Raw genomic sequence first — 21986 nt, forward strand, 5'->3', positions numbered from 1 at the left:
TGCTCATGGCCTCACTCCGTGAGGCGGCTCGGTCGCCATACGCCGCCGCCTGCTCATGGCCTCACTCCGTGAGGCGGCTCGGTCGCCATACGCCGGCGCCTGCTCATGGCCTCACTCCGTGAGGCGGCTCGGTCGCCATACGCCGCCGCCTGCTCATGGCCTCACTCCGTGAGGCGGCTCGGTCGCCATACGCCGCCGCCTTCCCCCGCTCTGGTCGCTCCGCTCCCGCCGCTCCTCCAGACGACGGCACTCCCTCGCCGTCCTAACACGGTAGTTTTTTCCGGATGTAGTAATTTCCCTTGAAAGACTGCGGGGAGGGGCGAATGGTCATCGGCGACCGCTATGAGCTCGACGACCTCCCCCTCGGGCAGGGCGGCATGGGCGCGGTCTACGCCGGTCACGATCGCCACCTGGACCGCCGGGTGGCGGTGAAGCTGCTGAGGCTGCCCAGCGGCCCGGATCATGAGCTGGAGCGCCGGTTCATTCGCGAGGCCCGCATCCTGGCCAGGCTGGAGCATCCGGGCGCGCCGGTCCTGTACGACTTCGGCACCCACGAGCAGCGGCTCTACCAGGTGATGCAGTTCATCGAGGGCGTCACGGTGGCCGACGTGGTGAGCGAGCACGGCCCGCTGCCGGTGCCGTGGGCCGCCGCCATCGCGGCCCAGGCGTGCGCGGTGCTGTCGGCGGCGCACACGCTGTCGATCTGCCATCGCGACCTCAAGCCGACGAATCTCATGCTCTGCCCGGACGGCAGCGTGAAGGTGCTCGACTTCGGCCTGGCCATGCTGCGTGACGCGGACGTCACCACGTTCACGAGGATCGGGCAGATCCTGGGGACGCCGGCGTACATGGCTCCCGAGCAGATCCAGCACGGCGTCGCAGAGCCGCGCAGCGATCTCTACTCCCTCGGGTGCGTGCTGCACGAGATGCTGACCGGCCGCCAGCTCTTCACCGGGCCGACCGACTACGTGGTCTTCGAGAAGCAGGTCAAGGAGCGCCCGCCGGCCGTTCCCGGCATTCCCGCGGAGCTGGGCGCGCTGCTGTCGCAGTTGCTGGAGAAGACGCCCGACGACCGGCCCGCGGACGCGAACGAGCTGTACGGGCGGCTCGACCCGTTCGCGGTCGAGTTGCCCATGCTGCCCGGCTTCCTGACCAAGGCCCCGAGCCCGGGCCGAATGTACGCCCGCATGGCGGGCCGGGCCCTCAGCGGCTGAGGCGACGAGAGAGCGGGTGGGGGGTGGTGGGGGTGGCCCCCCACCCGCGAGCAACTCCATGAAGGCCCGTATTACGCGGTGCCGCTCGCCGCGGCGTTGACCGCCTCGACCTTGCGGACCGCGATCTCCATGCGGACCTCCTCCCGCGGAGTAGACGGATCAAATGTGGTCCCCGGCCCCATAAATTCGCCATACGCGCGCCATACGCGAGTCTCCACATGCGAGAACGCGCTCTCTCGATAACAATGATCGTTATTTAACACCCGTTGACAGGCCCGCGTTAGCTCCATGAATCTCTTGAGAGAGCGCTCTCTCACCCTATCCTCACGCTGCAACCCAGGAGGGTTCCATGACCCCTCGGATCCGGCTCGCCGTACCCCTGCTCGCCGCGGCCCTGCTCACGGCCGCGTGCGGGAGCGGAGGGAACACGGCCACCCCCGCGAGTGCCAAGCCGGGAGAGAAGATCAAGCTGACCGTCGGCCTCTTCGGCGACTTCGGCTTCAAGCCGCTCTACGAGGAATACAAGAAGACCCACCCGAACATCGAGATCGTCGAGAACGTCACGCAGTTCAACGACCACCACAGCAACCTGGTCAAGCGCCTGGCCACGAACGCGGGCGCCGGGGACGTCGAGGCGGTCGAGGTCGGCTACATCAGCACGTTCACGGCGCAGCCAGGCAGGTTCGCCGACCTCAAGCAGTACGGGCTCGACAAGCGTCAGGCCGACTACCTGGACTGGAAGTGGCAGCAGGGCCTCAGCAAGGACGGCACACAGGTTCTCGGGCTCGGCACGGACGTCGGCGGGCTGGCCATGTGCTACCGCAAGGACCTGTTCAAGAAGGCCGGGCTGCCGACCGACCGGACCGAGGTGGCGGCGCTCTGGCCGACATGGGAGCAGTACATCGAGACCGGCAAGAAGTTCGCGGCGGGCGACGTGGCCGGCGCCAAGTTCGTGGACTCCCCCGGCGAGATCTTCCGCGCCATGGTCAACCAGGCGCCGGTCGGCCTGTACGACGCCCAGGACAACATCATCGTCGCCTCCAACCCCGACGTGAAGAAGGCCTGGGACCTGTCCAACAAGCTCACCCAGGAGGACCTGACGGCCAAACTGGCGGCCTTCTCGCCGCCGTGGAACACCGGCTTCGCCAAGGGCTCGTTCGCCACGATCATCTGCCCGGCGTGGATGACCGGCTTCATCCAGGAGCAGGCCAAGGACGCCTCCGGCAAGTGGGACATCGCGACCGTGCCCGGCGGCTCCGGCAACAGCGGCGGCTCGCACCTGATGGTGCCCAAGCAGAGCAAGCACCCGAAGGAGGCCGCCGAGCTGATCGACTTCCTGACCTCGAAGGAGAACCAGGCCAAGGTGTTCAAGGAGGAGGGCACCTTCCCGTCGATCCCCGCCCTCTATGACGACCCGTCGATCCAGAACTTCACCAAGCCGTTCTTCGGCGACGCCCCCATCGGCAAGATCTACTCCGAGGCCGCCAAGGCGCTCAAGCCGCAGCACCTCGGTCCCAAGGAGGGCGACGTCCGCGTGGCCATCGGCAACGGCCTCGGCCGCGTCGAGCAGGGCAAGCAGACGCCGGACGAGGCGTGGGCGCAGGTGCTCGAGGACGTCAAGAAAATCAAATGAGCACCCTTCACCTCGCGATCACGCGACGGCGTAGGCGCAGCGTGCGGCACACCCTCGACGTGAGGGTGTCGCCGTACGCCTACGTGGCGCCGTTCTTCCTGCTGTTCTGCGCTTTCGGGCTGTTTCCGCTGGTCTACACGGCCTGGGTGAGCCTGCACGAATGGACGCTGCTGTCGGAGACGCAGGAGTTCGTCGGGCTGGGCAACTTCGCGACGCTGCTGGCCGACGAGTACTTCTGGAACGCCACGGTCAACACACTGTCCATCGGCGTGCTGTCGACCGTGCCGCAACTGGTGCTGGCCATCTGGCTGGCGCATCTGCTCAACCGGCGGCTGCGGTTCCAGACGCTGTTCCGGGTCTCGCTGCTGCTGCCGAACGTCACCAGCGTGGTGGCGGTGGTCGTGATCTTCAGTCAGCTGTTCGGCCGGGACTTCGGAATGATCAACTGGGTCCTGTCGTGGTTCGGGGCCGGGAACATCGACTGGGCGGCCGGCACCGCGACCTCGCACATCGCCCTGTCAGTGATGATCATGTGGCGCTGGACCGGCTACAACGCGCTGATCTTCCTGGCCGCCATGCAGGCCGTCCCGCGCGAGCTGTACGAGGCCGCCACCCTCGACGGCGCGAGCACCCTCAAACAGCTGCGCAGCATCACGATCCCGATGATCCGGCCGACGATCGTCTTCGTGGTGATCGTCTCCACGATCGGCGCCATGCAGATCATCGCCGAGCCCATGCTGTTCGGCCAGAGCAGCGGCGGCGGGGGCGGCATCGCCACCGGCGGCCCCGACCGTCAGTTCCAGACGCTGGCGCTGTTCGTGTACGAGCAGGGCTTCGCGAACTCGACGTTCGACTTCGGCTACGCCTCGGCGGCGTCCTGGCTGATGTTCCTGGCCGTGGTGATCGTGGCCGGGATCAACTTCCTGATCACCCGCAGGATGAAGGGCGGGCTGGTGTGAGGCTGCGCTATCTGACCCTGACCGCGGTGGCGTTCTTCTCGGCGTTCCCGCTCTACTACAGCGTCGTGGTGGCCTCCCGGCACAACTCGGCGCTGGCCCAGGTGCCGCCGCCGCTGGTCCCCGGCGGGAACTTCTTCGCCAACGTCGCCCGCGTCTTCGACACCGTTCCGTTCGGGCTCGCGCTGGTCAACTCGGTCATCGTGGCCGGGTCGATCTCGATCGCGGTGATGTTCTTCTCGACGCTGGCCGGGTTCGCCTTCGCCAAGCTGAAGTTCCGGGGCAGGAACGCCATGCTCGTGATCACGGTCGCGACCATGATGGTGCCGGCGCAGCTCGGCATCATCCCGCTCTACATGCTGATGGTGAAGCTGGAGTGGACCGGCACCAACTACGCGCTGATCGTGCCCGCGCTGGTCAACGCGTTCGGCGTGTTCTTCATGACGCAGTACCTGTCCCGCGCCCTGCCCACCGAACTGCTGGAGGCGGGGCGGGTGGACGGCTGTTCGACGTGGGGGCTGTTCTGGCACGTCGTCCTGCCCGCCGCCCGGCCGGCCGCGGCCGTGCTCGGCATGCTGACGTTCATGTCGGCCTGGAACGACTACTTCTGGCCGCTGGTCGTGCTGAGCCCGGACAACCCGACGGTTCAGGTGGCGCTGTCGACGCTGGCCAGCGGGTACGTCAACGACTACGTGCTGGGCCTGGCGGGAACGGCGATCGGCACGTTGCCGCTCGTGGCGGTCTTCGCCCTGTTCGGCAAGCACATCATCGGCGGAATCATGCAAGGAGCCGTGAAGGGATGATCTTTCCCGAGGACTTCGTCTGGGGCGCCGCCACGGCCTCCTACCAGATCGAAGGGGCGGTCAAGGAGGACAGGCGCGGCCAATCGATCTGGGACACCTTCTCCCATACTCCCGGGAACGTGGCGGACGGCGACACCGGAGACGTGGCCTGCGACCATTACCACCGCTACCGGGACGACGTCCGGCTGATGCGGGAGCTGCGGCTGGCGGCCTACCGGTTCTCGATCGCGTGGCCGCGCGTCCAGCCCGACGGCGCGGGGGCGGCCAATCCGCGTGGGCTGGCGTTCTACGACCGGCTCGTGGACGAGCTACTCGCCGCCGAAATATCCCCTTATGTCACCCTTTACCACTGGGATCTTCCCCAGGCGCTCGAAGACCGTGGCGGGTGGACGAACCGGGACACGGCCTACCTGTTCGCCGACTACGCGCAGGCCGTACACGACCGGCTCGGCGACCGCGTCCGCAACTGGGCGACGCTGAACGAGCCGTGGGTGGCCGCGTACCTCGGCTACGGCAACGGCGTGCACGCGCCGGGCCGCCGTGACCCCGCCGACGCCCTGCGCTCGGCTCACCATCTGCTGCTCGGCCACGGGCTGGCGGCGCGGCGGCTACGTCCCGGCAGCGTCATGCTGGTGGTCAACTCCTCGCCGGTCCTCACCCCCGCCCAGGTCAACGACCCGTCGGCGGTGGCCGGCGACGCCGACGCGGCCGCCGTGCACCGCATTCACGCGCTGCTGACCAGGCAGTTCCTTGACCCGGCCGTGTACGGCACGTACCCGCCGGAGGTTCTGGCGGCGGCCGAGCGGAACGGCGGGACGGGCCACATCCGGGACGGCGACCTGGCGCTGATCAACGCACCGATCGACCTGATCGGGATCAATTACTACAACCCGTGCATCGTCGAGTCCGGCCCCGGCCTGCCCGCGGACGCCGCCTGGCCGGGGTCGGAGGACGTCCGGTTCGCCGCGGCGGACGCGCCCACGACCGCGATGGGCTGGCCGATCGTGCCAGACGGCCTGTCGCGGCTCCTCGTCCGCCTCTCGCAGGACTATCCGCAGGTCGGCCTGATGGTCACGGAGAACGGCGCGGCCTTCGACGACGTGGTCGAGAATGGGCGGGTGCACGACGGGGACCGTGTGTCGTACCTGGACGGGCACCTGCGCGAGGTGTGGCGGGCCGTCGAGGCGGGCGCGGACCTGCGCGGCTACCTGGTCTGGTCGCTGCTGGACAACTTCGAGTGGGCCGAGGGCTACCGGCGGCGGTTCGGCATCGTCCACGTGGACTACGCGACGCAGACCAGGGTGCCCAAAGACAGCGCACTCTGGTTCCGCGACGTCATCGGCAGGAACGGCCTGTAGATTTTCTCCGTGCTCTCCTTTCTGGTGCCGTCATGAGACGTCCGACCTTGGAGGCGGTCGCCGCGAGGGCAGGGGTCTCGCGGGCCACCGCCTCCCGCGTCGTCAACGGGCAGACGACCGTGGCGCCCCACATCCGCGACGCCGTGCAGCGCGCGATCGACGAGCTGGGCTACGTACCCAACTCGGCCGCGCGCAGCCTGGTCACCCAGCGCACCGACTCGATCGCGCTCGTCATCAGCGAGCCCGGCACCAGGGTCTTCTCCGACGATCCGTGGTTCTCCATGGCGATCAGGTCGGCGTCGATGGAGCTGGAGGAGGCCAACAAGCAGGTCGTGCTGATGATGGCGGCCAACGCCAGGAGCCACGCCCGGGTGGAGCGCTACATCGCGGGCGGGCACGTGGACGGGGTCATGCTGATCTCCATGCACGGCGCCGACCCGCTGCCGGCCGCGCTGTCCCGGCTGAGCGTCCCCGTGGTCTCGTACGGGCGGCCGGCCGTCCCCGTGGACATCCCGTACGTCGACAACGACAACGTGGGCGGCGCGGAGGCCGGGGTCCGGCACCTGGTGGAGACGGGGCGGCGCAGGATCGCCACGATCGCCGGCCCGCAGGACATGATCGCCGGCCAGGACCGGCTGGCCGGCTACCGCAACGTGCTGCGCGACTCCGACCTCCGCTCGATCGTCGCGGTCGGCGACTTCACCCGTGAGTCGGGCGCGATCGCGATGCGCCAGCTGCTCGGCGACGACCCGTCCCTGGACGCCGTCTTCGTCGCCAACGACCTGATGGCGGTCGGCGCCCTGCAGTCCCTCCGGCAGGCCGGGCGGCGGGTGCCCGACGACGTGGCCGTGGTGGGCTTCGACGACATCGAGGCCGCCAAATACACCGAGCCGCCGCTGACGACGCTCCGGCATCCGGTGATCGAGCAGGCGGCCGCCATGGTGCGGCTGCTGCTGGGTCTGTTCGAGGGTGAGCCGGCGGAGCCGGTGATCCTGCCGACGGAGCTGGTCATCCGCGAGTCCGCCTGACCCGTCATGCTCATTCGGCCCTGCGCGAGGTCAACTTTTCGATGAAGTGGCGTGCGAGTCACTCACCGGTCTGCTAGTTGTCACCTAACGTCTTTACACAGCGCCTCCTGTCAGCCATCGACCGACTCCACGAGAGCCACTATGTCTACCGGTGCCCCATCTCCTGGCTTTGCGCTCTACGGGCCTCGCCTTAGGAAACAACTGCGGATGTTGCGGCGTCAGGCCGACCTCACGCAGGAGGAGGTCGCCCGGGACATGGATTGGTCGACTTCCAAAGTCATTCGCATCGAGGGCGGCGACGTCCGCATTTCCGTGACGGATCTGAGAGCACTTCTCGCGCTTTACCACATAACCGATAAAGGTCAGGTCGAAGCGCTTGTGCACATGGCGAGACAGGCCAGGAGCAGACCCTGGTGGAACTCTTATCGGGGCATCATCGATCAGCCCTACATGGAGTACATCGCCTACGAGGACAGCGCGACCAGCATTCAGACTTTCGAGCCGCTGGTGATTCCAGGGCTGCTGCAGACCCGAGAGTACGCTGAATCCGTTGTGCAGGAACTCAACAGCCCGCGCGTGCCGGCGAACGTCGCCAACATGACCGAAATAAGAATGGAGCGGCAGAAGATTCTGCAGAAAGGGCCGTCCGCGCCCCGCCTGACGTGCGTGATAGACGAATCGGTGATTCGCCGGGACACCACGGAACCTCAGGCGATGGCGCGGCAGCTCAAGGCCATTCTCGAACTCACACAGCAGATCGATCTCACCGTTCGCGTGACCCCGTTCACAGCCGGGTTCCATCCCGGTCTGTCAGGCCCGTTCATCATTCTTGGACTGCCCGGCGATCATGAAGATGTGCTCTTCAGAGAAACCTGGAAGGGAATGGAACAGAAGGATCACTTCACCGGAGAAGACGACCCGAACCCGCACGTGATCGAGCACAAGCAGATCTTCGCCGAAATACTCGAGATAGCTCTTCCCGCAGAGGCGACAAGAGACCTCTTCGAGAAGAGAATAGCAGCGATAGAGGCCTGAATCATGGCCTCTTTATCTGACGCAGTAGATCACTCCACTCCGCGCGGGTAAAGGCCAGCACCGGCCCGTTCCGATCCCGGGAGTTCCTGACCAGCACATGATCGGCCGTAGCCGATACCTCGACACAATTTACATCTGCGCTTTTACTGCTTTTGCGCCAGGCTATGAGCGGCCTGTGGTGTTCCATGCGGCTGGTCCCTCCGACCCGCGATGACGTGTGAGGAGAGGTTATAGCAGAGAGCGCGTTCCTGGCGAGCACTCCAGTGGTATGTCGTTTCGAAGGCGGTCAGCCTGCCAGGAAGCCGGCCGGATGATGGCCGACGGCCAGGACTCAACATGCCACCTGGCAGATTTCGTCCGGGCGGGTCGACAGCTTGCCTCCGGCCTCCTGTCCAGGTGCTTGCACACAGAGCGCTACGCACCAAATCACGGAGATTCCCTTTATTTGCAGGACAAGACGTTTCCGCCAGCGATCCTGCGTAGTAGGTCCACGACGGGGACCATGCCTCTTTCTCCAGCTAGCGGCCTTCTTCGCATGCCTGGCCGACTTCTCCTCCGATAATCGACACCTGACATCCTGCCAGGTGGCAAAGAATGCACGACCGTGCAATACCTTCTCTCCACGATGACGGCGGGTTACCTTTCTATTAATCGGCACACACACGAACACGGCAAGATCGTACAAGCGGAGGGGCGGGGTGACCCGAAGATGCAGGAGACGACGTTTCTGGCGATAGTCGTCGCAGCCATTGTCGCTCTCACGGGACTGGTCATCGCGGCCTACGCCATTCGCAAACTAGCAAAAACGGCCCCAGGCAGGCTCGTCGCCGTCCTGGGTGCGCTCACCGCTCTGCTGGGAGCACTCCCCGCCATTTTCCGGGCGCTGCTGGGAGCGTGACCATGCTCTGCCCAGAGGGGATCATGGACAAGCTGAGCGAGCAAGACAGGGCTTTCGTCGAGCGGGCCGGCCACCATCGTCTGCACGCGAGAGGCAGCGCGATCGTGAGCCAGGGCCAAGCGTCGGGACCAGCACTGATCGTCGAGGAGGGCTGGTTGAAGAGCGCTCACGTCTCTGCTCATGGAGCACAAGCGCTGCTTGGCATCATAGGCCCCGGCGCTGTCGTCGGCGCATTGCAGATTTTGACGGATACGCCCCACACCGGCGAGGTCACCGCGCTGACCGACAGCCAGGTACTTCACATCACGAAGCCGCGTTTTCTCCAATTGCTGGCCGAACGCCCCGCCGTGGAACACGCTGTACACCGGTCGTTGTTCTCGCGTGCGAGAGACGCGGAAGGCCACTTGGCCTCTATCTGCTCGCTCCCACCCGAGCAGCGTCTGTGCCGGCTGATTCTGTGTCTCGTCCAGGGGTACGGCGAACGGACCGGATCGGGACTAGAAATATGCATCCCCCTGTCCCAGCTCGACTTCGCGGCGTGGGCCGGGGTCTCGATCGAGACAGTACAGCGAATCCTGCGTACCTGGCGGCGTCGCGGCATCATCAGCACAGGACGGCAAAGGATCACCGTCCTGGATGCCACATCGCTGAGCCGGATCACGTGCGTGAATGGCCGAGCGAGTCGCTGACGTCGCGAGAAAGGATCGCGGAAACCTTTCCGGAAAGATATTTAATGATGAAGCCCTCCCTCTGCGGCCGGCGCGGGTGCCCACGGTGACCGCGCTCGGGCGGCCGCGCCTCACGGAGGTGCTGCGACGACTCCTTGAACCCACGGTCCGACCTGCAGGGGATGTGTACGACGGTCCCGCCGAGCGACTGGAGGGCGATGCGGTACAGGCCCACGGGGACGCGCATCCGAGCAACCCGGGCGTGGCTGCGCGACCCCTGACCGGACGTCAGACGGGCACCACGCCTCCGCTGGGGCCGAGGAAGTAGCCGCCGGTGACGTCCAGGACGTGGCCGGTGATCCAGCGGGAGTCCTCCCTGGCGAGCAGGGCCACCGCGTCGGCGATGTCCTCGGGGCGGCCGATGCGGCCCAGGGCGGTGACCTCGGTGACTCGCCGCTCGGCGGCGCCGTCGTGGTCGTCGCGGAGCCAGGCGTTCATGTCGGTCTCCGTGACGCCCGGCGAGACGGTGTTCACGGTGATGTTTCTGGCGCCGAGGATCGGGGCCAGGCTGAAGCCGAGGGTGTCGAGAGCGCCCTTGGTCATCGAGTAGACGATGTCGGGGAGGGCGATGCGGACGACGGCCGAGGAGATGTTGATGATCCGGCCGCCGTCGTTCAGCAGCGGCAGGGAGCGTTCGATGATGAAGTACGGCGCCCGCACGTTCACGGCGAAGACCTGGTCGAAGCGCTCCTCCGTCACCGTGCCCAGGGTCCCGGCCAGGATGGCCGCGTTGTTCACGACGATGTCCAGCCTCGTGTCCTGGAGGCCCGCGAACAGGGCGTCCACGCCATCCTCGAACTCCGCCCGCACCGCGTACGCCTGCCCGCCCGCCGACTCGATGGCGGCGACCGTCTCCTTGGCCAGGTCGTCGTTACGCGCGTAGTGGACGATCACGCGGGCGCCGTCGGCGGCCAGGCGTTCGGCGATGGCCCGTCCGATGCCGCGCGAGGCTCCGGTGACCAACGCGGTCTTGCCCGACAAATCACTCATGGTTCCGCTCCTCAGATGGTTGGGGCTCCATCGTGGGATGCGGCGCACGTGCTCGTCCAAGACCGGCTGTTATAGCTTCTTGCTATGGATGCCCATATCCGGGATCTGCGGTATTTCGTGGCGGTCGCGGAGGAGCTGAGCTTCACGCGAGCGGCCGCGGAGCGGCTGTTCATCTCGCAGCCCTCGTTGAGCAGGCAGATCAGGCAGCTCGAGCTGTCCATGCGGGCGAAACTGTTCGAGCGCGACCGGCGTACGGTGGCGCTGACCGCGGCGGGGGCGGCGCTCCTGCCGGAGGCGCGGCGGATCATCGAGCAGTGGGAGGGCGCGCAGCGGGCGGTGGCGGCGGCGCGCGAGGATCGCATCCTGGTCGTCGGCTTCCAGACCCGGATCGGGCGCGGGCTGGTGCCGTCCATCACGGCCGCCCTGCCCGAGTGGGATCTGCGATTCCGGCAGGTGCCGTGGAGCGATCCCACTGTGGGGCTGGGTGACGGGCGGGTCGACGTGGCCGTCGCCTGGTTGCCCATGCCCGGCGACGTGGACTGCTCCTGGACGGTGGTGAGCACGGAGGACCGGTGGGTGGCGTTGCCTGCCGCGCACCGGCTGGCGTCGCGTTCCGAGGTGGACTTCGCCGAACTGGCCGAGGAGCCGTTCGTCGCCCTGCCGGCGTCGGCCGGGCCGATGCGCGCCTTCTGGCTGGCCGACGACCAGCGCTCGACCCCCGCCGTGGTGGGCGCCGAGGCCGAGACCGCCGAGGAGGCGTTCGAGCTGGTCGCCTCGGGGCGGGCCGTGGCGCTGGTGTCGGCAGGCAACGCCGACCTCTACCGCCGGGACGACGTGGTCTGCCGGCCGGTCGCGGGGCTGCCGCCGAGCAGGCTGGCCATTGTCTGGCGGCGGGGCGATCGGCGGCAGGCCGTGCGGGTGCTGGTGGAGAAATTCATCAGCTGTATGTGCGGCCAAATGCTTCGGTGAATGGGTGACCGGGAGGTCGATCCCGGGCTCGCCGAGACCTGCTGCACGACAGCGATGCCGATTTCACACGACGCGGGCCGGCCCGTGGAGTGATCGCCTCACGTAAGCCACGCCGTGGTGTCGGCGGGCAGGGCGCCGTCCACCAGGCGACCACTGGCGAGGACGACCTCGCCCGCGGGCAGGCGCACCGGGTCGGCTCCCAGGTTGGCGACGCAGGTCAGGCCGGAGTCGCGGCGGAAGGCCAGGACCTGCTCGCCCATCGGCAGCCAGGTCAGGGCCCCGTCACCCAGGCACTCCCGGCGGAGGCGCAGGGCCGCGCGGTAGAGGTTGAGCATCGACCCCAGGTCCGTGCGCTGGGCCTCGGCCGTCAGCTTGCGCCAGCCCTCGGGTTGCGGAAGCCAGGGCGTGCCGGCGCCGAAGCCGAACGGCGGCTCCTCCCCCGACCACGGCAGCGGGACACGGCAGCCGTCCCTGCCTGGGTTGGTCCCGCCGGATCTGGCGTACATCGGGTCCTGGCGGAGCTCGTCCGGCAGGTCCTCCACCTCCGGAAGGCCCAGCTCCTCCCCCTGGTAGACGTAGACCGACCCGGGCAGCGCCATCGACAGCAGCGCGGCCGCGCGGGCGCGACGGTAGCCGAGCTCCGGGTCGGACGGGGCGCCGTGGAGGCGGCCGCCATGCTCGAACGCGGTGTCCGCGCGGCCGTAGCGGGTGACCGGCCTGGTGACGTCGTGGTTGGACAGCACCCACGTCGGCGGGGCCCCGATGGGGGTGTGGGTGGCCAGGGTCAGGTCGATGACGCGGCGCAGCTCGGCCGGCTCCCACGGGCAGGACAGGAAGTCGAAGTTGAACGCCGTGTGCAGCTCGTCGGGGCGCAGGTAGCGGGCGAAACGCTCCTGGTCGGGCAGCCAGACCTCGCCGATCAGAACGCGCTCGCCGTACTCCCCGGCCACCTGGCGCCACCGGCGGTAGACGTCGTGGACCTCGTCGAGGTCCTCGTAGCCGGTGTCGGACTTGAACAGCAGGGCCGCCGAGTCGATGCGGAAGCCGTCCACGCCGCGCTCGAACCAGAAGCGCAGCACGTCCTCGAACTCCCGGCGCACCTCGGGGTTGGCCCAGTTGAAGTCCGGCTGCTCGGGGGCGAACAGGTGCAGGTACCACTGGCCGTCGGGGACCTGGGTCCACGCCGGGCCACCGAAGATCGACTGCCAGTCGTTCAGCGGCTCGTCGGCGAACCAGAAGCGGTCGCGGGCCGCGGGGTTCGCCAGCGCCTCCTGGAACCAGACGCTCTGTGTGGAGCTGTGGTTCGGGACCACGTCGATGATGACCTTGAGGCCGAGCTCGTGCGCCTCCACGACAAAGTGCTCGGCCTCGGCGAGCGTGCCGAAGACCGGCTCGATGTCCCGGTAGTCGGCCACGTCGTAGCCGCCGTCGGCCATCGGCGACGGATACCACGGGTTGAGCCAGATCGCGTCGATCCCGAGGTCCTTCAGGTACGGCAGGCGGGAGCGCAGCCCGGCGAGGTCGCCCACACCGTCGCCGTTCCCGTCGGCGAAACTCCGTAGGTAGACCTGGTAGATCGCGGCCCCCCGCCACCACGTTTGCGACATGCTCTCATCCCTTGATGCTCCCGGCGGTGAGTCCCGCCATGATGTGCCGTTGGAAGACGAAGAAGACGATGATCATGGGGATGCCGGCGATGACCAGCCCGCCCATGACCTGGTTCTGGGTCACCGCCCCGGCGGTCTGCGACAGGCCCACGCTGATCGTCATCTTCTCGCTGTCGGTCATGACCAGCAGCGGCAGGACGAAGTCCTTGAACGCCGTGACGATCGTGAAGATGGACACCACGCCGAGGATCGGCCGGGAGACCGGCAGCACGACGGACCACAGCACCCGCAGTGGTCCCGCCCCGTCGATCTGCGCCGCCTCGATCAGCTCCCGCGGAATGGAGTCGAAGAACCGCTTGAGCAGGAAGATGTTGAACCCGTTGGCCGCCGCCGGGAACCACAGCCCCCAAGGATTGTTCAACAATCCCAGGTCCACGATCGTGACGTAGAGCGGGATGAGGATCACCATCGGCGGGATCATCAGCGTGGCCAGCATGGCGCCGAGGATCAGGTTGCCGAACATCGGCCGCAGCTTCGACAGTGCGTACGCGGCCGCCACGTCCACCGCCATGGAGAACGCCCAGGCACCCAGCGCGTAGTAGGCGGTGTTGGCCAGCAGCGTGCCGATGTCGAACAGGTCCCACGCCTCGAAGAAGGCGTCCAGCGCCGGGTCGGCGGGGACGAGCGACGGCGGCATCTCGGCGATCTCCTCCGGCGTCTTCATGGCACCGGAGATCATCCAGTAGAGCGGGAAGACGAAGGCCAGGGTGAAGGTCACGACGACCGCGACGAGCACCAGCCAGTAGATCCGCCGCCCCCACCTGCTGTTGAGCTGGTGCGGCGAGACGATGGTGCGGAACTGGACTGTGTTCATGGCCTCACTGCGTGAGGCGATCATGCAGAATCCTCCCGTGTCGTACGGAGCTGGACGGCGGCGAAGACGAGCAGCGCGAGCATGAGCATCATGCCGAGCGCGCCGGCCTGGCCGTAGTTCATCTGCGAGAACGCGAACTGGTACATCAGGTACGCGACGCTCACGGTCGCGTTTTCCGGCCCGCCACCGGTCAGCATGTACGGCTCGATGAACACCTGCATGGTCGCCACGATCTGCAACATGAGCATGAGCAGCAGAATCAGCCGGGTCTGCGGGATCGTGACGTGCCGGATGCGCTTGAGGATGCCGGCCCCGTCGAGCTCGGCGGCCTCGTACAGCTCGGGCGGGATGTTCTGCAGCGCGGCCAGGTAGATCAGGGTCGCGCTGCCCATGTTCATCCAGGTCGAGACGAGGACCAGCGAGATCAGCGCGGTCGAGGAACTGTCCAGCCAGGCCAGCGGCGGCAGGTGGAGGAAGCCGAGTATCTGGTTGAACAGCCCCGGCCCCGGATCGTAGAACCACCGGAACAACAGCACCGCGACGATCGGCGGCAGCATGACCGGCAGGTAGACCACGAACCTGAGGTAGGCCCTGGCGTGGCGCAGCTCGTTCAGCACGAGCGCGACGACGAACGGCACGGCGTAGCCGCACAGCAGCGCGAGCACCGTGAACTCCACGGTGTTCAGCCAGGCCTCCCCGAAGGCCGGGTCCTGGACGGCGGCCGTGAAGTTGTCCAGTCCCACCCAGGTCGGCGGGTTGATCAGGTCGGTCTTCTGGAAGCTCAGGACGAACTCCCTGACCATCGGATACCAGGCGAACACCGCGAAGCAGAACAGCGCCGCGCAGAGGAACCCGTAGGCCGTCAGGTTGCGCCTCACGATCCCCATCCAGGTCAGCCCTTGGCCGCCAGCATCGCGTTGGCCTTGGTCTCGGCGTCGGCCAGCAACTGGTCAATGTTCGCGTCCTGGCGGCTCAACACGCCGGACATGACCACGTCGAGGATGGCGTACAGCTCCTGGGCGTGCGCCGGCTCGGCCTTCGGCGGAATGGCGGCGGCGGCCCGCACGTACGGCTCGTAGTTCGCGACCGGCAGCGAGGCGTTCTTGACCCGCTCCTCCTGGAGGGCCTTGCCCGTGGACGAGTCGCCGTAGACGTCGTTGTCGGGCACACCGACAGGGTTGCCGTTGGCCTTGCCGCGGGCGAAGTCGAACCGGCCCTTGCCGACCGTGTTGAAGCGGAAGTCGATCCACGCCATGCCGGCCTCGACCTGCTCGGGGGTGGCCTTGGGGTTGATCATGTACGCCTCGCCGCCGCTCAGCGACGCCTTGGCCTCGGGGAAGCCGGTGATGCCGTAGTCGGCGACGTTGCCTCTGAACTTGTTGACCACGTCGGTCACCACGTCCGGGGCGCCGAGCATCATGCCGACCTTGCCGCTGCCCATCGCCATCATCAGCGACTCCCAGCCGACCAGGAGCTTGTTGCCCATGCTGTTGTCGACCCAGCGCATGTCGTGCAGGTTCTGCAGCACGGCTTTGCCCTCGGGCGAGTTGAACGCGGCCTTCTTGCCGTCCAGGGTCAGGATGGCGCCGCCGCGGCCGTAGATGGCCTGGGTGAAGTGCCAGCCGCCGGTGTTGCCGCCGGAGTACTCGCCGTAGCCGACGTGGCCGGGGCCGAGCGCGGCGATCTTCTTGGCCGCCTCACGGACCTCGGCCCAGGTCTGGGGCGGGGTGTTGGGGTCGAGGCCGGCCTTGGTGAACAGGGCGCGGTTGTAGACCAGGCCGACGCTGTAGTGGACGTTGGGGACGCCGTAGACCTTGCCGTCCTTGGTGACCAGCTCGCGTACATCAGGGCGCAGGTCGTTCCAGTTCTTGACGGCGCTGGTGTATGGGGTGATGTCGAGAGCCTGGCCCTGGCCGATCACGTCGGCGTAGTTGGTCACCGGCACCACGAAGACGGTCTCCATCTGGCCGCCGGCCAGCTTGGGGCCGAACGTCTTGGGGTCGAAGCACGGCTGCTGGTCCGTGCTCTTGACCGTCACGCCGGGGTGCGCCTTCATGAACGCGGCCACGTCGTCGTCCCAGGCCTGCCGCTCCTTGGGGGCGGACTTGGCGGGCTGGCAGGCCACCGTGATCGTCACGGTGGACGCCGACGACCGGGGGGATTCGGTGGAGCCGCATGCTGCGGCTGAGGCGGCGAGCACGGATGTGAGTAAGAGTCCGGTGGATCTCCGCATGATCTGGCCCTTCTGCTGCGAGGTGCCCACACCATAGGATCGCCAACCGAAGCGCGCAATATTTCGACGGAATAATGCAAGATAACGACTACATCACGTCCGTCGGGCGCGGGCCGTTGAGGCGCGGACCACCAGCTCCGGCTCGAACAGCAGCTCGTCCGCCGGCACCACCGCCTTGTCGATCTGGGCGACGAGCAGCTCGACCACGGCCCTGCCCATGGCGTCGATCGGCTGGCGGACCGTGGTCAGCGGCGGCTCGGTGCAGTTCATCAGCGCGGAGTCGTCGAAGCCGATGACCGAGACGTCGCCGGGCACGGCCAGCCCGGCGCGGCGGGCCGCGCGCACCGTGCCGAGCGCGAGCAGGTCGCTGGCGCAGACCACACCGGTCACCCCCCGTTTGACCAGCCTGGCGGCCGCCGCGTGTCCGCCCTCCAGCGAGAACATCGTGTGCTCGACCAGCTCCTGGTCGCCGCCCTCGGCCAGGAACGTCTCCAGCTTTCGCCGCGAGGGCATGTGGTCCTTCGGCCCGAGCACCATGCCGATCCGCTCGTGCCCGAGCGCCCGCAAGTGGGCGACGGCCATCTCGGCGGCCACCGCGTCGTCGCACGACACTTGCGGGAAGTCGAGGTGCTGAACGGCCGCGTTGACCAGGACCGTGGGCAGCTTGCGCTCGTGCAGCAGTTCGTAGTGCCCGTGCGCGGCGTCTGCCTGGGCGTACAGGCCGCCGGCGAAGACGACGCCGCTGACCTGCTGCTGGAGCAGCAGATCCACGTAGTCGGCCTCGGAGACGCCGCCGACCGTGCGGGTGCACAGGACCGAGGTGAAGCCCTGCTGGGCCAGGGCGCCGCCGACCACCTCCGCGAAGGCGGGGAAGATCGGGTTCTGAAGCTCGGGCAGCACCAGGCCGACCAGCCGGGCGCGGTCGCCGCGCAGCTGGGTGGGGCGCTCGTAGCCGAGCACGTCGAGGGCGGTCAGCACGGCCTCCCGGGTCGCATCGGACACCCCCGGCTTGCCGTTGAGCACGCGACTCACGGTCGCCTCGCTCACCCCGACCTTCCTGGCCACCTCTGCGAGTCGTCGTGTCATGCGCAAACTATACGACCTGGAGCGCAAGCGCTTGCAATGGTTTGCACGGATCGAACGTCATATCTTGCGTTCGCGCCGCGACGGCCTCTTACATGCCTGACCAGCGGGAAAGGCACCAGGAACACTCCTCCATATAGTCAATTCTTTGCGAAATTTCGTCGAAATATTGCCGCTATCTGCTCGACATCCTATGGTTCGGCCATCCGCCTCAGCTGAAGGGCCCACCCCCATGAGAGCAGTTCTCGCCGCCCTTGCGTTAGCCATCGGACTCCTGGCCGCGCCCGCCCAGGCCGCGGCCGACACGAATCTCGCGGCAGGCAAGACCGCCACCGTGAGCAGCCACAACGGCGTCTACTCCGCCGCCAATGTGACCGACGGCGACCAGGCCACCTACTGGGAGTCGGCCAACAACGCCTTCCCGCAGTGGGTCCAGGTCGACCTCGGCGCGAGCGCGAGCATCAACAAGCTCGTGCTCAAGCTGCCCTCCGGCTGGCCGGGCCGCACCCAGACGCTGAGCGTCCAGACCAGTGCCGACGGCTCGGCCTTCACCACTCTTGTCGGCTCCGCCACCTACACCTTCGCCCCAACCGCCACCATCACGCTCGCCACCACCACGGCCCGTCACGTCCGACTGAACATCACCGCCAACACCGGCTGGCCGGCCGGGCAGATCAGCGAGTTCGAGATCTGGGGCCCGGGCGCCACCGGCGGTGCCGACCTGGCCGTCGGCAAGCCGATCACCGGGTCCTCCCACACCCACACGTACGTGGCCGCCAACGCCAACGACAACAACCTGCAGACCTACTGGGAGGGCGGCGCCTACCCGAACACGCTGACCGTGCAGCTCGGCGCGAACGCGGACCTCACCTCGATCACGCTCAAGCTCAACCCCGACCCGGCGTGGGCCAGGCGCACGCAGACGATCCAGGTGCTCGGCCGCGAGCAGAGCGCGACCGGCTTCACCAGCCTCGCCGGCCAGGCCACCTACACCTTCGACCCGGCGACGGGCAACGCGGTGACCATCCCGGTGACCGCAAGAGCCGCCGACGTCCAGCTGCGGATCATCGCCAACTCCGGCGCGCCCGGCGGCCAGGTCGCCGAATTCCAGATCTTCGGCACCGCCGCCCCCAACCCCGACCTGACCGTGGCGAACCTGGCCTCGAACCCGGCCGCCCCGGTCGAGACGGACGCGATCGCGCTGTCGGCCACGGTCAGGAACGCCGGCACCGCGGGCTCTGCCGCGACGTCCGTGAGCTTCTACGCCGGTGACGCCAAGGTGGGCACTGCCGCCGTGGGGGCACTGGCCGCGGGAGCGTCGACCACCGTGTCCGCAAATATAGGGACAAGAGAGGCCGGCACGTACCAGCTCTCCGCCAAGGTCGACGAGGACGACAAGGTCGTCGAGCAGAACGAGACCAACAACACCGCCACGGCCACGCTGACCGTGAAGCCGGTCGACACGGCCGACCTGGTCGCCTCCCCGGTCTCTTGGACGCCCGGCAACCCCGCCGCGGGCGCCACGGTGACGTTCACGGTGGCGATCAAGAACCAGGGCACGGTCGCCTCCGGCGGCGGCACCCACGGCATCACGCTCACGGTCATCAACCAGTCCGGCACCGTGGTCCGCACGCTGACCGGCTCCACAAGCGGCGCGATCGCTCCCGGCGCCACCACGGGCCCGGTGAACCTGGGCACGTGGACGTCCGCCAACGGCAGGTACACGGTCAAGACCGTGCTCGCCGACGACCCGAACGAGCTGCCGGCCAGGCGCGCCAACAACACCAGCGAGCTGCCGCTCTTCGCCGGCCGCGGCGCGAACATGCCCTACGACACGTACGAGGCCGAGGACTCCGTGATCGGCGGCGGCGCGGCCCGCGTCGGCCCGAGCAGGGAGATCGGCACGATCGCCGGCGAGGCCTCCGGCCGGCGCGCGGTGACGCTGAACCAGACCGGTGCGTACGTCGAGTTCACCACGGGGGTGCCCACGAACACCCTGGTCACCCGCTTCTCCCTGCCGGACGCCCCGGGCGGCGGCGGCCTGAACTCCACGCTCAACGTCTACGTCGACGGCACCTTCCTCAAGGCCATCCCGCTGACCTCCCGCTACGCCTGGCTCTACGGACCGGAGGCGAGCCCGGACAACAACCCGGGCTCCGGCCCGCCCAGGCACATCTACGACGAGGCGAACCTGCTGCTCGGCACCACCGTGCCGCGCGGCAGCAAGATCAGGCTGCAGAAGGACGCGGCCAACACCAGCACGTACGCCATCGACTTCGTCGACTTCGAGGAGGCCGCACCGGTCGCCAACCCGGATCCGCAGAAGTACGCCGTACCGGCCGGCTTCACCCACCAGGATGTCCAGAACGCCCTCGACAAGGCCCGCATGGACGCCGCCCTGACCGGCGTCTACCTGCCCGCCGGCGACTACCAGACCTCCTCGAAGTTCCAGGTCTACGGCAAGGCGGTCAAGGTCGTCGGCGCCGGCCCCTGGTTCACCCGCTTCCACGCGCCGTCCGGCCAGGAGAACACCGACGTCGGCTTCCGCGCGGACGCGTCGGCCGACGGCTCGACGTTTGCCGGCTTCGCCTACTTCGGCAACTACACCTCGCGCATCGACGGCCCGGGCAAGGTGTTCGACCTGTCGAACGTGGCGGACATGACGATCGACGACATCTGGGTCGAGCACCAGGTGTGCATGTTCTGGGGCTCGAACACGGACAACATGACGATCAAGAACTCGCGGATCCGCGACGTGTTCGCCGACGGGCTCAACATGACCAACGGAAGCACCGGCAACCACGTCACCAACGTCGAGACCAGGTCCACGGGCGACGACAGCTTCGCGCTGTTCTCGGCCACCGACAACAACCCCGGCGAGCAGCACGGCAACGTCTACGAGAACCTGACCTCGCTGCTCACCTGGCGGGCCGCGGGCGTGGCGGTCTACGGCGGCTACGACAACACCTTCAGGAACATCTACGTGGCCGACACGCTCGTCTACTCCGGTGTCACGATCAGCTCACTCGACTTCGGCTATCCGATGCACGGGTTCGGCGCCGCCCCGCCGACGGTCTTCGACAACATCTCGCTGGTCAGGGCGGGCGGCCACTTCTGGGGGCAGCAGACGTTCCCAGCGATGTGGCTGTTCTCCTCCTCCAAGGTGTTCCAGGGCATCCGGCTCAGCAATTTGGACATCGTGGACCCGACGTACAGCGGAATCATGTTCCAGACCGGCTACTCCGGCACCACGCCGCTGAACCCGATCAAGGACACGGTCTTCACGAACGTGTCGATCAGCGGGGCTCGGAAGAGCGGTGACGCCTTCGACGCCAAGTCGGGCTTCGGGATCTGGGTCAACGAGATGCCCGAGGAGAACCAGGGCCCGGCGGTCGGGTCGGCCACGTTCACCGGTCTCAGGTTCGGCGGCAACGCGCAGAACATCAAGAACACGACCTCGACGTTCACGCTGACGATCAACTAGAGCTCGGCCCTGGTGGGCAGCCCCTGCCAGTCACTGATGCTGGTCACCGCGGCGGCGCTCAGCAGCGCCCCGCGGTGCAGGCGTTCCGGCGGGGTGAGGCCGTCGAGCGCGGCGCTGATGTAGCCCGCCGCGAACGCCTCCCCCGCTCCCGCCGTGTCCACGACCGGCACCTGCCAGCCCTGCACGTCGTAGCGCATGCGGTCGGCGCGCACACTGGCGCCCTTCGCGCCGCGGTCCACCACGACCTCGCGCTCCGGCGTGAGGGCGAGCTTGACCAGGTCGAGCTCGTCCTGGCGGAGGAAGAGCAGGTGCGCCTCGCAGGCCAGCTCGCCGAGCACCTCCTCGGCCTCGCGTACCGACGGCCACAGCTCGGGGACGTACTCGACGGAGAAGGAGATCATCACCTCGGCGTTCTTGGCGGCGCTGATGGCGGCGTACACGGCGTCGAGCGCGTCCCTGCTGAGACCGGCCGTGATGCCGGTGAAGTGCAGCATCTTCGAGGCGCCGATCCGGTCGATCGGCACGTTCCCCGGCGAAAGCCGGGACCCCGCGGAGCCGGCGCGGTAGTGCGTGACCCTGAGGTCGCGCGCCAGGCGGGTCTCCCTGAGCAACAGGCCCGTGTGCAGTGCCTCGGCCACCCGCAGGTCGGCCACGTCCACGCCCTCGCCCCTGAGCACGGTCAGCGCCCTGGCGCCCAGCTCGTCGTCGCCCACCTTGCCCAGGTACGCACACTGGTGGCCGAGCCTGGCCAGCGCCACGGCCAGCGTGAACTCGGGACCGCATACGTCCAGCCGGGCCTCGTTCTCGTGGCGGACCCGGCCACTGGAGACAACCCCGAGCGGCTCGCCGAGCGTGTAGACGTCCGTCATGAAACAGACTGTAGTGGGTCAAGTCCACCTAAAAAGGATTTTTCCACATAAGGCCAGGTTAAGACCGTGATCAAATTTTTCTCGTAACTTTAGCCAACCTTTTCCCCATCCAGTGCCTCAAAGTAGTAGAGGGCCGGCCACCCCGGGCCGGCTTCAACGCGATACGGGGAGAGGAATCAGCACCCTCATGAGAAAGATTGCACTAGGTATCGTCTCCGCCCTCG

Annotated in this window: 19 protein-coding genes; 11 read left to right on the forward strand and 8 right to left on the reverse strand. The window is 67.7% G+C overall.

Annotation, left to right across the window (positions count from 1 at the left end; genetic code table 11):
* The first annotated feature begins 323 nt into the window (after positions 1-323).
* The 7 genes from ACIBX3_RS01700 to ACIBX3_RS01730 all read left to right on the forward strand — a co-directional run bounded on the left by ACIBX3_RS01700 (position 324) and on the right by ACIBX3_RS01730 (position 8027).
* Entirely contained in the window at positions 324-1214 is an 891-nt protein-coding gene (locus ACIBX3_RS01700) for a serine/threonine-protein kinase (RefSeq protein WP_397111983.1), read from the forward strand.
* A gap of 349 nt (positions 1215-1563) precedes the next feature.
* Positions 1564-2847: an ABC transporter substrate-binding protein gene (locus ACIBX3_RS01705; protein WP_397111985.1), complete on the forward strand. Its 1284-nt coding sequence runs from the start codon at positions 1564-1566 to the stop codon at positions 2845-2847.
* Positions 2844-3806: a carbohydrate ABC transporter permease gene (locus ACIBX3_RS01710; protein ID WP_397111987.1), complete on the forward strand. Its 963-nt coding sequence runs from the start codon at positions 2844-2846 to the stop codon at positions 3804-3806. The genes ACIBX3_RS01705 and ACIBX3_RS01710 overlap by 4 nt, the downstream gene beginning before the upstream one ends.
* The gene (locus ACIBX3_RS01715) at positions 3803-4606 is read left to right on the forward strand and encodes a carbohydrate ABC transporter permease (protein ID WP_397111989.1); all 804 of its coding nucleotides are present in this window, start codon (positions 3803-3805) and stop codon (positions 4604-4606) included. The genes ACIBX3_RS01710 and ACIBX3_RS01715 overlap by 4 nt, the downstream gene beginning before the upstream one ends.
* Positions 4603-5964, forward strand: coding sequence for a GH1 family beta-glucosidase (locus tag ACIBX3_RS01720; protein WP_397111991.1), 1362 nt, complete (start codon positions 4603-4605; stop codon positions 5962-5964). The genes ACIBX3_RS01715 and ACIBX3_RS01720 overlap by 4 nt, the downstream gene beginning before the upstream one ends.
* A 32-nt stretch (positions 5965-5996) precedes the next feature.
* A complete protein-coding gene (locus ACIBX3_RS01725) occupies positions 5997-6992 on the forward strand; it encodes a LacI family DNA-binding transcriptional regulator (RefSeq protein WP_397111993.1) in 996 nt (331 codons plus the stop codon).
* Positions 6993-7133: 141 nt separating this feature from the next.
* On the forward strand, positions 7134-8027 hold the full coding sequence (locus tag ACIBX3_RS01730) for a helix-turn-helix domain-containing protein (protein WP_397111995.1): 894 nt from the start codon (positions 7134-7136) through the stop codon (positions 8025-8027).
* Position 8028: 1 nt separating this feature from the next.
* On the opposite strand, the gene ACIBX3_RS01735 is transcribed toward ACIBX3_RS01730, so the two are convergent.
* Positions 8029-8214: a DUF397 domain-containing protein gene (locus ACIBX3_RS01735; protein ID WP_397111997.1), complete on the reverse strand. Its 186-nt coding sequence runs from the start codon at positions 8212-8214 to the stop codon at positions 8029-8031.
* A 417-nt stretch (positions 8215-8631) separates the two neighbouring features.
* On the opposite strand from ACIBX3_RS01735, the gene ACIBX3_RS01740 reads away from it, so the two are divergent.
* Positions 8632-8925 (forward strand): hypothetical protein, encoded by a 294-nt coding sequence (locus tag ACIBX3_RS01740; RefSeq protein ID WP_397111999.1) that lies wholly within the window; start codon positions 8632-8634, stop codon positions 8923-8925.
* A gap of 23 nt (positions 8926-8948) precedes the next feature.
* Positions 8949-9614: a Crp/Fnr family transcriptional regulator gene (locus tag ACIBX3_RS01745; protein WP_397112000.1), complete on the forward strand. Its 666-nt coding sequence runs from the start codon at positions 8949-8951 to the stop codon at positions 9612-9614.
* A gap of 267 nt (positions 9615-9881) precedes the next feature.
* Here the strand turns inward: ACIBX3_RS01745 and ACIBX3_RS01750 are convergent, their stop codons facing one another.
* The gene (locus ACIBX3_RS01750; RefSeq protein WP_397112002.1) at positions 9882-10643 is read right to left on the reverse strand and encodes an SDR family oxidoreductase; all 762 of its coding nucleotides are present in this window, start codon (positions 10641-10643) and stop codon (positions 9882-9884) included.
* 84 nt (positions 10644-10727) lie between these two features.
* On the opposite strand from ACIBX3_RS01750, the gene ACIBX3_RS01755 reads away from it, so the two are divergent.
* Positions 10728-11612 carry a LysR family transcriptional regulator gene (locus ACIBX3_RS01755; protein ID WP_397112004.1) on the forward strand — a complete coding sequence of 295 codons (885 nt, stop codon included), beginning with the start codon at positions 10728-10730 and terminating at the stop codon, positions 11610-11612.
* Between the two features lie 98 nt (positions 11613-11710).
* On the opposite strand, the gene ACIBX3_RS01760 is transcribed toward ACIBX3_RS01755, so the two are convergent.
* The 5 genes from ACIBX3_RS01760 to ACIBX3_RS01780 all read right to left on the reverse strand — a co-directional run bounded on the left by ACIBX3_RS01760 (position 11711) and on the right by ACIBX3_RS01780 (position 17439).
* Positions 11711-13219 carry a glycoside hydrolase family 13 protein gene (locus ACIBX3_RS01760; protein ID WP_397112006.1) on the reverse strand — a complete coding sequence of 503 codons (1509 nt, stop codon included), beginning with the start codon at positions 13217-13219 and terminating at the stop codon, positions 11711-11713.
* A gap of 4 nt (positions 13220-13223) precedes the next feature.
* On the reverse strand, positions 13224-14093 hold the full coding sequence (locus tag ACIBX3_RS01765; protein ID WP_397112008.1) for a carbohydrate ABC transporter permease: 870 nt from the start codon (positions 14091-14093) through the stop codon (positions 13224-13226).
* A 20-nt stretch (positions 14094-14113) separates the two neighbouring features.
* Positions 14114-14980 carry a carbohydrate ABC transporter permease gene (locus ACIBX3_RS01770; protein WP_397112010.1) on the reverse strand — a complete coding sequence of 289 codons (867 nt, stop codon included), beginning with the start codon at positions 14978-14980 and terminating at the stop codon, positions 14114-14116.
* Between the two features lie 5 nt (positions 14981-14985).
* Complete coding sequence (locus tag ACIBX3_RS01775) at positions 14986-16230, reverse strand: extracellular solute-binding protein (RefSeq protein WP_397112012.1); 1245 nt, start codon at positions 16228-16230, stop codon at positions 14986-14988.
* 189 nt (positions 16231-16419) lie between these two features.
* Complete coding sequence (locus ACIBX3_RS01780) at positions 16420-17439, reverse strand: LacI family DNA-binding transcriptional regulator (protein ID WP_397112014.1); 1020 nt, start codon at positions 17437-17439, stop codon at positions 16420-16422.
* 202 nt (positions 17440-17641) lie between these two features.
* Here ACIBX3_RS01780 and ACIBX3_RS01785 point away from each other — a divergent pair, with 202 nt between their 5' ends.
* Positions 17642-20893, forward strand: coding sequence for a discoidin domain-containing protein (locus tag ACIBX3_RS01785; RefSeq protein WP_397112016.1), 3252 nt, complete (start codon positions 17642-17644; stop codon positions 20891-20893).
* Here the strand turns inward: ACIBX3_RS01785 and ACIBX3_RS01790 are convergent.
* Complete coding sequence (locus ACIBX3_RS01790) at positions 20890-21762, reverse strand: sugar kinase (protein ID WP_397112018.1); 873 nt, start codon at positions 21760-21762, stop codon at positions 20890-20892. The genes ACIBX3_RS01785 and ACIBX3_RS01790 overlap by 4 nt on opposite strands.
* Positions 21763-21986: the final 224 nt, after the last annotated feature.

This window comes from Nonomuraea sp. NPDC049480, from assembly GCF_044465905.1.
Classification (GTDB): domain Bacteria; phylum Actinomycetota; class Actinomycetes; order Streptosporangiales; family Streptosporangiaceae; genus Nonomuraea.